Raw genomic sequence first — 13195 nt, 5'->3', positions numbered from 1 at the left:
AGGTGTTTAGATGGAAACAGTGACAGGAGAAATATTGATTAAAATTTTAGATAGTATTGAAGCGACTATGGCTGAGGCAAAAGAGCATTTGATTGAACTGGATGGTGCAATGGGGGATGGCGACTTGGGACTGACAATGTATAGCGGATTCCATGCAGTTGCCGAAGAAGCGCATAGATTAGATGAACCGGATTTAGGAAAATTTTTAATGAAGCTCGGAATGAAAATGAATGCGGTAGTTCCATCGACGATGGGGACATTAGTATCTACTTGTTTTATTAAAGCATCCGCAAAAGCTAAAGGAAAGCAGGAATTGACATTAGCAGATTTGGTTGCCATGGGACGGGCGGCGGTTGAAGGCGTTATGCAAAGGGGGCAAAGTCAAATTGGCGATAAAACAATGCTTGATGCACTTCATCCAGCAGTTGAGGCTTTAGCCGCTGCCAATCACGAAGGAAAAAATTTAATTGAGGCACATCAAGATGCTTATCAAGCGGCTCTGGCAGGTGTAGAAAAAACAAAAACAATGCAATCTGTACATGGCAGAGCAGCATATTATAGTGAAAAATCAATTGGACGGCAGGATCCGGGTGCGACAGCTGTCATGTATATTTTTCAAGGAATTGCGAAAACCTATTAAATGTAGCTCCTCTCTCCTTTATATAGAAAATATCTCCTAGTGAATTTCACTAGGAGATATTTTTCATCTATAAACAAGGACTTTTAGAGAATTGATGATATAATTATCTTGTAAAGTCGACTTGATTCATATGGAATTTTTACTTTATCTGAATCTTAATCGCCCTTATCCAAGGACTTAGCCGCTCGCCTTGCGGGTAAGTCATCGGATAAATGAAAATAGTAAGTACATGTAAGATATCTGGGAAAAGAGGTTATCAAGATGAAAACGATAGATTTACATTTACATTCAACATATACTGATGGAAGTTATAGTCCAGCAGAGCTAGTGAGAAAAGCCAAAGAAATTGGTTTATCGGCAATCGCTGTTACAGATCATGACAATTTGATTGGTTATACTGAAGCAAAGGTAGAAGCAGATAAAGTTGGCATCGAAATTTTACCTGGAATTGAAATGAGCACAATCTACCAAGGGCGCAAGCTCCATATCTTAGGCTTAGGTATGAATATAGAGGATTCTGAATTTAAAAAGCAATATAAAAAAATTCGTGCGCCCAAGGAAGAATGCTTGGATACCATTCTTGAACGCTTGCAAAAACGCGGGGTAGATATATCGCGAGAAAAAATAACACCCTATGCGAATCATCAATTCGATCGTTATGCTGTTATGCGTTTTTTTGCAGCAAATAAAAAACAAGCTGATGTGCAATATATTTGGGATGAATACTTGAATCCAGCAACAGAAGGATTACAAATTAATACACCAACCCAAGAGGCGATAGTGATGATTCGCCAGGCAGGCGGGGTTGCTTCATTGGCGCATTATCACAAAGGTATTGGATTAAAAGGGCTGTCAATTGAGGAAAAAGAAAAATGGTTAAAGGAATTAAAACATATGGGGCTTAACGGATTAGAGGCAATGTATTCAAACTTTACACCAGAGGAAGAAGGTTTGGCAAAAAAATGGGTGGAAAAATTCGGCTTAATCCCTACTGGTGGGACAGATTTTCATGGGGATAATCGTCCTTCCTATAAATTAGGAATAGGAAATGGGTCCTTGCAGATTCCATATGCATGGTTTGAAAGAATTAAAGAAGTTTGCCGTTATTAAGATGTGAGAAAATTTTTACACGGTATAATCGCTTATGATATAATGAGAAAGATCTTAAAGAAAATGAATTGCAAATTTCGGAGGTGCTATATGAAAGGTTGGACTATTTTCGGTGTAATTGCAGCGATTATCATCGCAATTGCAGCTGTGGTTATCATGGGCTACAATGGCCTTGTACAACAAAATGAAGATGTGAATAGCAAGTGGGCACAAGTTGAAAATCAATTACAACGTCGTGCTGATTTAATTCCTAATTTAGTAAATACCGTAAAAGGATATGCAGCACATGAACAAGAAGCAATTAAAGCTGTATCTGAAGCAAGAGCTAAATTAGCTGGAGCTGAAGGTGTTGCAAATAAATCTGAAGCAAATAATGAACTTAGCAGCGCGCTGAGTCGTTTATTGATGGTTGTAGAAAATTATCCGAACTTAAAAGCTGATCAAAACTTTAGAGCACTTCAAGATGAATTGGCAGGAACAGAAAATCGTCTTGCAGTTGCACGGAAAGATTATAATGATGTGGTACAATCCTTTAATACAAAAGTAAAAACAATTCCAACTAGTATTTATGCTGGAATGCTTGGATTCTCGCAGCGTGAATATTTTAAAGCGGATGAAGCAAGCAAACAGACACCACAAGTGAAATTCTAAAAATGAAGATTAAGCCGCAAAGAATACGGCTTTGCCAAAGGGTTACGTAGGTGTAGGTTTTTGTGCGGAGCGACTTTGCGGTTTTTTAAGTAGGTGAAAGAAATGCGAAAAAAATGGTTGGCATTTATGATGACGATTTTCGCTTTTTTGAGCTTTTCAATCAGCGTGTTTGCAGCAGATATTCCGTCTAAACCGACGAATAATATATATGTACAAGATTATGCACAGGTTTTAACAGCAGAGGATAAAGCGAAGCTGAATCAATGGGGGAAAAGTTTAGAAGCGCAAACGAAAGCTCAAATCGTCGTGGTAACGATAAAGTCTTTAGATGGGGAAGCAATAGAAGATTATGCATTACAACTTTTTCGGACTTGGGAAATTGGTGATAAACAGATGAACAATGGTGTCTTGATGCTTGTCGCTGTTGAAGATAGAAAGTCAAAAATTGAAGTTGGTTATGGTCTTGAAGGTGCTTTGCCAGACGGTAAAACGGGTGAAATTCAAGATAAATATATGCTACCATATTTCCGTGAAGGAAATTATTCTGCAGGTGTTTTAAATGGATATGCATCACTGCTTAAGGTAACGGCAAATGAATATGGAATAACCTTTGATGGAAAAGCTAAGCCAGCACAAGCAAAACAACTGGAAACAAACCAAGATTTGGGGTTTGTTGATTATCTTATGATCGCGGGCTTTGTATTGCTACTCATTATAGATTGGGTGTTTTTTGGCGGGGCAATTACACGGATGCTTCTCATCTTAATTAGTCGGTCGCGTGGCGGTGGCGGCGGTGGTGGTGGAAGTTATGGCGGTGGCTCTAGTGGTGGTGGTGGCTCTAGCCGTAATTGGTAAAAATTTTTTAAAAAATTTTTATTGTGAAGATATTTCAGAATAAAATAGGATATAATAGTGGAAACGGTAAAATTCGAATGTTATGAAATTGAGATAGTTCTTAGATAAATTTTCTATTATTTTGAGTTTTACCAAATTTTCAGTAGATTTTCTATTGAAAATAATATAATCTATATATTAGAATACATAATAAGGAGAGGGGGATTTTTTATGGCAAAATGGGCTTGTGTAGTTTGTGGTTACGTTTATGATGAAGCGGAAGGCGATGTAGATAATAACATTGAACCAGGGACTTTATTTGAAGAATTACCGGAAGACTTTGTTTGTCCTCTTTGTGGTGTAGGTAAAGACGAATTTGAAGAAGTAAAAGAATAAGATAAAAACAGCCTGCTGATTTTCAGCAGGCTGTTTTTATCTTATTCTTAATTTACATTTAAATTTTTGATTTTTACAAGCAAAAGTTATACCCACAGGACACAGGCGAGTGGCTAATTCCTTGGATACATATGACCAAGATGCAGATGGATATTAAAAATTGTACAGAATGAAGCTGTACAAAATTAGTGACAAGCTTTGTGAAGTCTTGGAAGCCAGCCGCGTTTCAACATAAGCTGAAGCAACTTGTAGTCCCAATCTAATCCTTTATCAAGCAGTTCGCGATACATCATTGCTATATCAAGCTGATAAGATTGATGCAATGCTGCTAACATAGCTGTTTGAGCTGCTTTTGCCATTGTACCAATTGCAATGGCTACCTCTGCGTCACTTAATTTTGCATCAGGATCAATAGCAAGCGGCCGTTTGTGCAGCGTGCGACGGCGAAAAGTAAGAGACGGAATTTGTGAACCGCTTTCTTGTAGCATTTCTTCTGACTGGTCAATTAGTGCTTTTGTTTGGGTGCTAAGCGCTTCTTTAATTAAGCCTTTCAATTCTTCATCTTGGGCATGATTATAGAGAATTTCTAGCATTGCTACATTATAGCGCCCTTGTGCGACGACTCCGTATAGACTGGCTGCTTCAAGATAGTTTAACGGTTCTTTATCAAAGAAGTTGTTGAAAAGCATGCGAGTTTCAGAGTTGATTTTGTCAAGGATAGACATAATAGACCTCCTTTAAATTTAAAATAATAAAGAGAAAAAATGGATACTTTGCAAAAAACTATTAAAATTTTAGCAAGGTACCTATGGTATAGAATCACCAAATTTTTCGTAGAAATGCACAAAATTTATTGATATTATTTTCCTTAAAAAAGCGGAAAAAAGACCTTGTCTTGTTGATTTTTAAAAATCCATTTGCTATACTTGAATGAGAGACTTCATCCCATAGATTCTATGGTTTGTTGTAGGCAAAATGTTTTTTTTCTATAGGGAAAGGGACATGCATTGCTAAATAAGAGGAGGGTTTTATTTATTATGAAAGTTACAGTTGTTGGAGCGGGTAATGTTGGTGCTACAGTCGCTAACGTAATTGCATTAAAAGGATTTGCTAGTGAATTAGTTCTTTTGGACATCAAAGAAGGTGTATCCGAAGGTAAAGCTATGGATATGATGCAAACTTCTCATATGATGAATTTTGATACTACAATTGTTGGTTGCACTAATGATTACAGCAAAACAGCAGATTCTTCCGTGGTTGTTATTACTTCAGGTATTCCTCGTAAACCTGGTATGACTCGCGAACAATTAATTGGTACAAATGCTGGTATCGTAAAAAGCGTAGTGGATCAAGTTCTTCAATATTCTCCAAATGCTATCTTCGTTATTATTTCCAATCCAATGGATACAATGACTTACTTAGCTCTTAAAGCAAGTGGCGTTCCTAAAAACCGTATTATCGGTATGGGTGGTATGCTTGATAGCAGCCGTTTCAGATACTATTTAAGCCAAGCTTTAGGATGCACTCCTACTGACGTTGATGGTATGGTAATTGGCGGTCATGGCGATAAAACTATGATTCCTTTAGCTCGTTTTGCTACATATAAAGGTATTCCAGTATCTCAACTTTTAGATAAAGAAACAATTGATAAAGTAGTAGCTGATACTATGGTTGGCGGTGCTACATTAACAGGTCTTCTTGGCACTTCTGCTTGGTATGCTCCTGGTGCTGCTGGTGCTACTGTTGTTGAAGCAATCGTTACTGATGCGAAAAAATTAATTCCTTGCTGCGCTTACCTTGAAGGTGAATATGGCGAAACTGACGTTTGTGTTGGCGTACCTGTTGTTCTTGGTAAAAACGGTATTGAAAAAATCGTTGATGTTAAATTAAATGAAGAAGAACAAAAATTATTTGATGCAAGTGTAGCTGCTGTTCGTACAATGAATGCTGCATTAGCTGATGTTTTAAAATAATTTTTAATTGATTAACAATGAAAAGCGACCTATTAAGGTCGCTTTTTTTATATGCTATTCCCAAATAGTCTCCATTTATTTCTCTTGTATTGATAATATAAATCCCGTATAATAAAAAAGTAATAAAAATAAATATGAAATAATAATAAATGATAAAAATAAAGTAAGGAGGTTTAAGTTATGGCAATAAAACTAGTCATTAGTGATTTAGACGGAACTTTATTAGATCGTGATCATCAAATATCTGAAGCGAATAAGTTGGCAATTTTTGAGGCGGTACAGTCGGGGGTAACAGTCACGATTGCGACTGGTAGGATGTATCCATCAGCACTTCCCTATGCAAAACAGCTTGGTGTTGATGTACCGATTATTACGTATAATGGTGCAGTAATTAAATCTGTTTCTGGTGAAATCTTATATGAACAATGTTTAGACACAGGGGTTGCGCAAGAAATTATTACACTTTGCCAAGAAAACGATTGGTACATTCAAACGATTGATGATGATAATTTGTATTTTAAAGAACATAATGAAAAAGCGAAGTATTATGAAAGTGTAGCGGGGATAAAGGGGCATGCTGTGGGGAAAAATTTGGCTGATTATGCGAAACGTCCGCCTAAAATGCTAATGATTACTGATAATGAAGTGCAGACAGATGAAATTGTTGCTTTGCTTGAAAAGCAATTTGCGGGAAGAATAACAGCAGTGAAATCTATGCCAACCTATATTGAAATTATTCATCCGAGCGTAAATAAAGCGGCGGCAGTAGATCGGTTGATTGAAAAGCTTAACTTATCGCGTGAAGAGGTTATGGCATTAGGCGATTCTAATAACGACTTACCAATGCTTAAAGCAGCAGGATTAAGTGTTGCAATGGGAAATGCAAATCAAAAAGCAAAAGCAGCTGCAAAAGTTGTAACTGAAGACAATAATCATAGTGGCGTAGCCGTTGCAATCAGAAAATACGTATTACAAAAGCAAGGTTAAAATGGTGACTATATGGCAATAAAATTACTTGTTACTGATTTAGATGGCACTTTATTAAATGGAGAAAAGAAAATTTCGAAACGGAATGCCCTAGCAATTCGACGTGTGCAGGAAAAAGGGGTAAAAGTAACGTTCGCGACAGGGCGGATGCATAAAGCGGCAGTTAGATTCGCTCAGGAAGTGAACCTTAATTTACCAATTATTAGCTGTAATGGATCGGTGATAAAATCTTGTGATGGTAAAACGATTTTCGAACATCACATAGATGATAAAATTGCGCGTGAAGCGATTGAATTCTGTTTAGAAAATAACTGGCATATTCAATGGTATATTGATGATGAATTATATGTAAATGAAATAAAACCTGATTTGTGGACGGGGTACGAAAATGTATTTAAAATTGATGTAAAAGAAGCTAAAGGACAGTTGGATAAATATTCTAGAAGAATTGTACAGATGGTTATTTTAGATAAAGCTGGTCAGATTCAATCTATTGCTCCAAAAGTGCGTGATAGGTTTACAGGAAGATTAGATACACCGATAACTTCAGATCATTGTATTGATGTTGTATCAATAGGGATGAATAAAGCAAAGGGCATTGAGGTTTTAGCAAGAGAATATGGGATTGGCCCTTCTGAAATTATGGTAGTTGGAGATTCTGATAATGATTTAGCAATGTTTGGGTATGCTGGCTTCAGTGTCGCTATGGGAAATGCATTTGAATCAATAAAAGCAGTTGCTGATGCGATTACGGATGATGTAGAGTCAGATGGTTTTGCAACCGCTGTAGAAAAATATATTTTAGGCGATTAAATTTATTAGGCAAAGTAGAGAAAGAAGAATTCTGTACTTTGCTTTTTTTTTACTTTTGCCATATAATTGTTGTAGCTTTCATTAAAAGCGAATTATGGAGGTGGTAAGTATGGAAGATTTTCGTTTGGTAATTATTACTGGTATGTCAGGCGCAGGGAAAACACAAGTCAGCCGTCATATGGAGGATTTGGGGTATTTTTGTGTTGATAATTTACCGCCGATGTTTATTCCTAAGTTTGCAGAGCTTTGTACGCATTCTTCTGGAAGCGTACATAAAGTCGCGCTTGTTGTTGATACGCGAGGACGTGAATTCTTCGATAAAATGATACATATTTTAGATAGCATGGATGAAAGCGGTATGAAGTATGAAATGCTATTTATGGAAGCTTCTGATGCAACGATTATACGTCGTTATAAAGAATCACGCCGTCGTCACCCGATGGCACCCAATAGCAGAATTAGTGAAGGAATTGCAAAAGAACGGGAACGTTTGGCGAGAGTGAGAGCTAGAGCAACACATATTATTGATACTTCTGATATGAAGAAAAGCAGTTTAAAAGAAAAAATTATTCGTTGGTTTGGTAATTCTTCAGAATCTAATTCTATGAATATTACGGTTGTTTCTTTTGGGTTTAAGCATGGGATGCCGCTAGATGCCGATCTGATGCTGGATGTAAGATTTTTGCCGAATCCATATTATATTGATTCTATGCGTCATAAAAGTGGTGCTGTGCCAGAGGTCGCTGAGTATATTTGGAAATGGCCGGTAACAAAAGAGTTTGTTGCAAAGCTAAATGACTTAGTAGAGTTTTTGGTGCCAAATTATATTAAAGAAGGTAAAAGCCAGCTAGTTATTGCAATTGGTTGTACGGGTGGAATGCATCGATCAGTATTTATTGCGAATAGAGTCTATACGTTGCTTTGTAATAAAGGCTATAGAGTAAATATTGAGCATCGTGATGTGTTTAAAAATGAAGGGGTTGAACACCCACAAATAACTGCTGTAATTGATTGAGGTGGAGTGCAATGCACTTATTGAAATGGTTGTATCCGGGAATGAAGTTTAAAAGATGGCTGCTCTTATTTTCACTTGGTACGATTGTTGCAAGTGTTGGAATTGCGATTGTTTTTAACTATAAATACATTGGCAATCTAGAAGAGTTTATTTTCCGCACCGTTTATATGATGACTGGAACGTATTACTATACAGTTACGGCAATCGTAGGGATAACGGTTATTTTATTTGGATTGATTACGATGCTCTTTGCAACGAGGATGATTATTCGCTCGGTAATCAGTGTGTTAATTCCTGAAAGTTCAGATAAACTGGTAGATTTGATTTTTGAAAAACGAAAATTAAACCGCGGCCCAGCAGTAACGGTAATCGGCGGGGGAACGGGTTTATCTGTTTTATTGCGGGGGATTAAAGGGATTACAAATAATATTACTGCCGTTGTAACTGTTGCCGATGATGGGGGATCATCTGGAAGGTTACGTGAAGATTTGGGTATGATACCGCCAGGCGATTTACGGAATTGTTTAGTTGCTCTGGCTGATACAGAGCCTCTGATGGAAAAATTATTTCAGCATCGATTTGGTGGACATGGGGATTTGAAGGGACATAGCTTTGGAAACTTATTTATTGCCGCCATGACTGAAGTTTTGGGTGATGTAGAAATAGCTTTGACTGAAGCTAGTAAAGTATTGGCGGTAAAAGGACGCGTTTTACCAGCGAGCACACAAAGAGTGCGTTTAGTTGCAACAATGGAAGATGGAAGTATCGTTGAAGGGGAATCAAAGATCCCTCTCGCGGGAAAGAAAATTAAACGCGTTCATCTTTATCCGCCTGATGTAGATCCTGTACAGAGTTCAGTAGATGCAATTTTGAATGCAGATGTAATTATTTTGGGACCAGGAAGTTTGTACACGAGCATTATGCCGAACTTATTAGTTGATGGTATCGCTGATGCTTTACGTAGCAGCAGTGCAGTGAAAGTTTACGTGTGCAACGTAATGACACAGCCTGGGGAAACAGATGGTTATACTGCATCTATGCATGCAAAAGCTATCCTTGACCACGTTGGTATGGGCGTTATTGATTATATCATCGTCAATTCTCATGAATTAGGCAATGATGTAAGACAAGTATACGCAAGAGAAGAAGCGTATCCTGTAAGAGTAGACGAAGAAGAAATAGAGTCTTTAGGGATTCGGACGATAAAAGCCGATATCGTCAGTGAAACGAATTTGGTTCGTCATGATCCAAGAAAGTTGTCGCATATTATTATGAAAATGATTTATAAATTTAGAACGGGGACGGATAAGGTAGGGTTATTTGATTATTACTTTCTTAAAGAACAATTAAAGAAAGAGAATAAAGAAAAAGTTAAAAAGGAATGAAGCATAATGCCATCGTTTTCAACAGAGGTTAAAAATGAATTGGCGCGGTTTATCAGTGATACAGAATGCTGTAAAATTGCTGAACTTGCTGCATTGATGCGCATGGGTGCAACAATGTTGATTGGTGGTAGAAATTTTGGCTTAAATTTTACTACAGAAAATGCTGCAATTGCGAGGAAAACGTTAACGCTGTTAAAAGAAAGTTATCCAGTTGAGACTTCTGTAATGGTGAGCAAGGCGCGTCGGTTAAAAAAGAATAATCATTATTTTATCAAAGTTGCACCATCTCCGCTTGTGACTGAATTGTTGACCACATTGGGAATTATGCAGGGAGACAACCTTAATGTCGGGAAAGATGTTGGCATTTTGCGCAGGGAATGCTGCCGACAATCCTATTTAAGGGGAGCATTCCTTGGCGGAGGTTCGGTAAATAAGCCAGAGAGTGATTATCATTTAGAATTAGTTACAGGAAATTATAGTTTTGCGCAAGTTCTAGTTTCTTTATTCAAGAAATTTGATTTACCAGTTGGTATCACAGACCGTAAGAATGATTATATTATTTACTTAAAAGATAGTGATGCTATTATGGATTTTCTGGGCATCATTGGAGCTGAAGGAGCTTTAGTTGAATTTGAAGTTGCGAAAAATGTAAAAGATGTTCGTAACCAAGTAAATCGTTTAGTGAATTGTGAAACGGCGAACCTTCAAAAGACAGTAAATGCAGCTTGCAGGCAGGTGGAGAGAATCAACTTAATTAAAGAAAAAATCGGCTTAGACAAGCTGCCAGAAAATTTGCAAGAGGTTGCGAAGGTGCGCTTAAATTATCCGGAAGCAACATTGCAGGAGCTAGTAGTAGTTATGGGAAACACAGTGGGAAAATCAGGGATAAATCATAGATTGCGCAGATTAGAACAAATCGCTATGGAATTAGCAGAAGGTGACATTCATGAAAGTAAAGTATAAAATAACGGCAATTGCGTTAGCTGTTGCTTTCGCCATTGGATTTGGAGTATTAGGGAGCATTCCAGCGGATGGAATACCCATTTTGGCTTATCATATGGTGAGTGATGAAGATAATCATTATAGTATTTCAATCGCTGACTTTGAAGAGCAAATGAAATATTTAAAAGAAGAGGGCTACGCCCCGATTTCTTTACTTGAATTTGCAAAAGCGAAAAAAGGTAAATTTAACTTACCGGAAAAACCGATCATTATTACTTTTGATGATGGATATGTAGATAATTATACAAATGCAGTACCTATCATGGAGAAATATGGTATGCGTGGTACGATTTTTATGGTAGTGAATGAAATTGGTAAAGAACGTTACTTAACGCTTGATCAATTAAAGGATTTGGAAAAACGTAATATTGAAATTGGTTCGCATACGGCTAATCATTTGCCTTTAGCAACGTTATCTAGTGAAGAGAAAAAATCAGAAATAGATAAATCAAAGCTACTTTTAGAATGGAAAGGGTTAAAAACTGTATTTTTTATGGCATATCCAAATGGAAGCTATGATAAAGAAGTTGAACAAATGTTAAAAGATGGTGAATATTTGGGTGGACTTACTGGAGATACAGGCCTTAATACTTTTGCAACAAATCCTTATCAACTGCATCGAATTAACATTCCACAACCGTTTTTTGGATTGACGGAATTTAAATTGCGTTTTATGAGAGCAAATGTTGCTGCGCATATGGGTTGGTAATTATGTAAATTTACCAATGCGTCTTTCATTTACAGGAGAAAAAGAACATTATATAATATAGGCAGTTTGTAAAGAGGGGAGAATTGTAAAAAGGATGGGGTTTTTTGTTAAAGTGGTTTTGGCTTTATTTATATCAATGACTTGTATTAGTTCAACATTTGCTGAAGCTAGTCAGCATAAAAATGTAAAACGTGTGGACCTTGTCAATGTGAATGAATGGGAAGTAAGTTCTGCTGATACTGGAGGAACGCTGTTATTTTCTGATAGCCCAGAGGAAGCTAAAGAAGATGGAATTTTGTATACTGATAAAGTAGAAGGAAAGACAAGACTTTTTTATTATCATACAAATGCAACGAACAAACCTAAAAAGGTTGTTGCAGTAATGGAAAATCTAACGGATGATAAAGTGAGTATTGTTGTTAACCGTTATGCATTGACAGGACCGAGTAAAGATTATTTATACGTTGGAAAAACTGCCCAAAAAGATTTTTTTGATGGTAAATATATGACCTATGTACATTTAAAAGCAAATCAAAGTAAAGTAATTCATCCAATGATGGAGCAACAAAAAATTGATAAAGATGAGCTAGTAAATGGAATTTTTGAATTTGAAGCAAAAACACCTGTAAAAGTTACAGTTGCAATTATGCCAATGAATGCAGATCCAATAGAATTTTTAAAAACTGCGAAAGTTTTACCACGAGATAAGCATGGTCTTCGTGGGACTTTTACCGGAATGGATAGAGTTATTAAAAGTGAACGCGAATATGATCCTAAAAAAGATGGGATTGTTTCAATTACATTAGCAGATGGGAAAATTGATCAATATCGTACTGGTATTGATGCTACTGATGGAAGTATTACAGAGAATTACGGCAATTATGGAATTTTATATAAAATCAATATCCCGACAAAAGGTAGAGCCAGTACAAATTATTACCTCTGTCCAAGAGGCGGAGTTTATGCTGGCGCCATTGGCGTGAAAGACAATGTGTTTAATGATATGACAGTTATAGAAACTCCGAGTGAAAAGCCGTTTTTTGGAACGGAGAAAAAGGTAGATGAAATTGCCTATTTGGGGAAATATGAAAATAGACATCCTTTGTGGATTGAGTTCTCTCCACCAGGAGCATCTAACTTACCGGTAAAACTTATTTTGGCACCGGTTGAATGAATTTCCCTTGCGAACTTAAGTAAAAAAGGCTAAAATAAATGAAGTATCATGATTTTGTTTTAAGGAGGACTTTTACTATGGCTAAACGTATTACAACTGTGAACAAAGCTTCACTACAAAGCACAGTACATACTGGCGGTTGCGGAGAGTGCCAAGCATCTTGCCAATCCGCTTGCAAAACTTCCTGCACAGTGGGAAACCAAGTTTGCGCGAAGTAGTTATCTAGTAGCGGGGACAGATGAATCGCGGGCAGCTGAAAAGCACTCATCTGCGTCGTTGCTCCTCATGGGTTCGGTCGACGTACAGACGTACGAATTCCTCACGCCATTGCGGTGCGCCTAGCATCTAAGCACTTTTCAGCAGCCGGCAATTCATCTTCGTGCTAGTTTATAATCTTTTAAGGGGATGTTGCATTTTGCAACATCCTTTTGTTTTGTGTGATGATAAAATCCAAAGCCTTCTAATCTTCTGTTTATAGGGGCGGTACTGTCTAAGAAAGCAAATGG

15 protein-coding genes are annotated in these 13195 nt (G+C 37.1%); 14 read left to right on the top strand and 1 reads right to left on the bottom strand.

Going from position 1 to position 13195, the window contains the following annotated elements:
* The first annotated feature begins 10 nt into the window (after nt 1–10).
* The 5 genes from dhaL to rd all read left to right on the top strand — a co-directional run bounded on the left by dhaL (nt 11) and on the right by rd (nt 3631).
* On the top strand, nt 11–640 hold the full coding sequence (gene dhaL, locus ACWZFG_RS04210) for a dihydroxyacetone kinase subunit DhaL (protein WP_177505023.1): 630 nt from the start codon (nt 11–13) through the stop codon (nt 638–640).
* A gap of 261 nt (nt 641–901) precedes the next feature.
* Nucleotides 902–1750, top strand: a complete 849-nt coding sequence (locus ACWZFG_RS04205; protein WP_147670117.1) for a PHP domain-containing protein — start codon at nt 902–904, stop codon at nt 1748–1750.
* A gap of 90 nt (nt 1751–1840) precedes the next feature.
* On the top strand, nt 1841–2401 hold the full coding sequence (locus ACWZFG_RS04200; protein WP_147670116.1) for a LemA family protein: 561 nt from the start codon (nt 1841–1843) through the stop codon (nt 2399–2401).
* 102 nt (nt 2402–2503) lie between these two features.
* A complete protein-coding gene (locus tag ACWZFG_RS04195) occupies nt 2504–3256 on the top strand; it encodes a TPM domain-containing protein (RefSeq protein WP_147670115.1) in 753 nt (250 codons plus the stop codon).
* Between the two features lie 210 nt (nt 3257–3466).
* Entirely contained in the window at nt 3467–3631 is a 165-nt protein-coding gene (gene rd, locus ACWZFG_RS04190; protein ID WP_147670114.1) for a rubredoxin, read from the top strand.
* Nucleotides 3632–3816: 185 nt separating this feature from the next.
* Here the strand turns inward: rd and ACWZFG_RS04185 are convergent, their stop codons facing one another.
* Complete coding sequence (locus ACWZFG_RS04185) at nt 3817–4320, bottom strand: DUF3231 family protein (protein ID WP_455577135.1); 504 nt, start codon at nt 4318–4320, stop codon at nt 3817–3819.
* A 348-nt stretch (nt 4321–4668) separates the two neighbouring features.
* On the opposite strand from ACWZFG_RS04185, the gene mdh reads away from it, so the two are divergent.
* The 9 genes from mdh to scfA all read left to right on the top strand — a co-directional run bounded on the left by mdh (nt 4669) and on the right by scfA (nt 12907).
* Nucleotides 4669–5604 (top strand): malate dehydrogenase, encoded by a 936-nt coding sequence (mdh, locus tag ACWZFG_RS04180; RefSeq protein WP_147670112.1) that lies wholly within the window; start codon nt 4669–4671, stop codon nt 5602–5604.
* 180 nt (nt 5605–5784) lie between these two features.
* The gene (locus ACWZFG_RS04175) at nt 5785–6591 is read left to right on the top strand and encodes a Cof-type HAD-IIB family hydrolase (RefSeq protein WP_177505020.1); all 807 of its coding nucleotides are present in this window, start codon (nt 5785–5787) and stop codon (nt 6589–6591) included.
* A 12-nt stretch (nt 6592–6603) separates the two neighbouring features.
* Entirely contained in the window at nt 6604–7404 is an 801-nt protein-coding gene (locus tag ACWZFG_RS04170; protein WP_177505019.1) for a Cof-type HAD-IIB family hydrolase, read from the top strand.
* Between the two features lie 109 nt (nt 7405–7513).
* Complete coding sequence (gene rapZ / locus ACWZFG_RS04165) at nt 7514–8419, top strand: RNase adapter RapZ (RefSeq protein WP_177505018.1); 906 nt, start codon at nt 7514–7516, stop codon at nt 8417–8419.
* 11 nt (nt 8420–8430) lie between these two features.
* The gene (locus tag ACWZFG_RS04160) at nt 8431–9804 is read left to right on the top strand and encodes a gluconeogenesis factor YvcK family protein (RefSeq protein WP_177505017.1); all 1374 of its coding nucleotides are present in this window, start codon (nt 8431–8433) and stop codon (nt 9802–9804) included.
* A 6-nt stretch (nt 9805–9810) separates the two neighbouring features.
* Nucleotides 9811–10767: a DNA-binding protein WhiA gene (gene whiA / locus ACWZFG_RS04155; protein ID WP_177505016.1), complete on the top strand. Its 957-nt coding sequence runs from the start codon at nt 9811–9813 to the stop codon at nt 10765–10767.
* On the top strand, nt 10751–11515 hold the full coding sequence (locus ACWZFG_RS04150) for a polysaccharide deacetylase family protein (protein ID WP_177505015.1): 765 nt from the start codon (nt 10751–10753) through the stop codon (nt 11513–11515). Before whiA ends, ACWZFG_RS04150 begins: the two co-directional genes overlap by 17 nt.
* Nucleotides 11516–11651: 136 nt before the next feature.
* Nucleotides 11652–12689, top strand: a complete 1038-nt coding sequence (locus ACWZFG_RS04145; RefSeq protein ID WP_455577134.1) for a copper amine oxidase — start codon at nt 11652–11654, stop codon at nt 12687–12689.
* Between the two features lie 77 nt (nt 12690–12766).
* Nucleotides 12767–12907: a six-cysteine ranthipeptide SCIFF gene (gene scfA / locus ACWZFG_RS04140; protein WP_147670104.1), complete on the top strand. Its 141-nt coding sequence runs from the start codon at nt 12767–12769 to the stop codon at nt 12905–12907.
* The last annotated feature ends 288 nt before the right edge of the window (nt 12908–13195 follow it).

It is taken from the genome of Anaerosinus sp. (genome assembly GCF_965318445.1).
Note: the sequence above shows the minus strand (reverse complement) of the source record. Positions and strands in the feature narration are given on the sequence as shown.

Excerpts from the sequence above, each read along its gene's own strand:
- dhaL (WP_177505023.1), top strand. The coding sequence starts at position 11 with ATGGAAACAGTGACAGGAGAAATATTGATTAAAATTTTAGATAGTATT.
- ACWZFG_RS04205 (WP_147670117.1), top strand. The coding sequence starts at position 902 with ATGAAAACGATAGATTTACATTTACATTCAACATATACTGATGGAAGT.
- ACWZFG_RS04200 (WP_147670116.1), top strand. The coding sequence starts at position 1,841 with ATGAAAGGTTGGACTATTTTCGGTGTAATTGCAGCGATTATCATCGCA.
- ACWZFG_RS04195 (WP_147670115.1), top strand. The coding sequence starts at position 2,504 with ATGCGAAAAAAATGGTTGGCATTTATGATGACGATTTTCGCTTTTTTG.
- rd (WP_147670114.1), top strand. The coding sequence starts at position 3,467 with ATGGCAAAATGGGCTTGTGTAGTTTGTGGTTACGTTTATGATGAAGCG.
- ACWZFG_RS04185 (WP_455577135.1), bottom strand. The coding sequence starts at position 4,320 with ATGCTTTTCAACAACTTCTTTGATAAAGAACCGTTAAACTATCTTGAA.
- mdh (WP_147670112.1), top strand. The coding sequence starts at position 4,669 with ATGAAAGTTACAGTTGTTGGAGCGGGTAATGTTGGTGCTACAGTCGCT.
- ACWZFG_RS04175 (WP_177505020.1), top strand. The coding sequence starts at position 5,785 with ATGGCAATAAAACTAGTCATTAGTGATTTAGACGGAACTTTATTAGAT.
- ACWZFG_RS04170 (WP_177505019.1), top strand. The coding sequence starts at position 6,604 with ATGGCAATAAAATTACTTGTTACTGATTTAGATGGCACTTTATTAAAT.
- rapZ (WP_177505018.1), top strand. The coding sequence starts at position 7,514 with ATGGAAGATTTTCGTTTGGTAATTATTACTGGTATGTCAGGCGCAGGG.
- ACWZFG_RS04160 (WP_177505017.1), top strand. The coding sequence starts at position 8,431 with ATGCACTTATTGAAATGGTTGTATCCGGGAATGAAGTTTAAAAGATGG.
- whiA (WP_177505016.1), top strand. The coding sequence starts at position 9,811 with ATGCCATCGTTTTCAACAGAGGTTAAAAATGAATTGGCGCGGTTTATC.
- ACWZFG_RS04150 (WP_177505015.1), top strand. The coding sequence starts at position 10,751 with ATGAAAGTAAAGTATAAAATAACGGCAATTGCGTTAGCTGTTGCTTTC.
- ACWZFG_RS04145 (WP_455577134.1), top strand. The coding sequence starts at position 11,652 with ATGACTTGTATTAGTTCAACATTTGCTGAAGCTAGTCAGCATAAAAAT.
- scfA (WP_147670104.1), top strand. The coding sequence starts at position 12,767 with ATGGCTAAACGTATTACAACTGTGAACAAAGCTTCACTACAAAGCACA.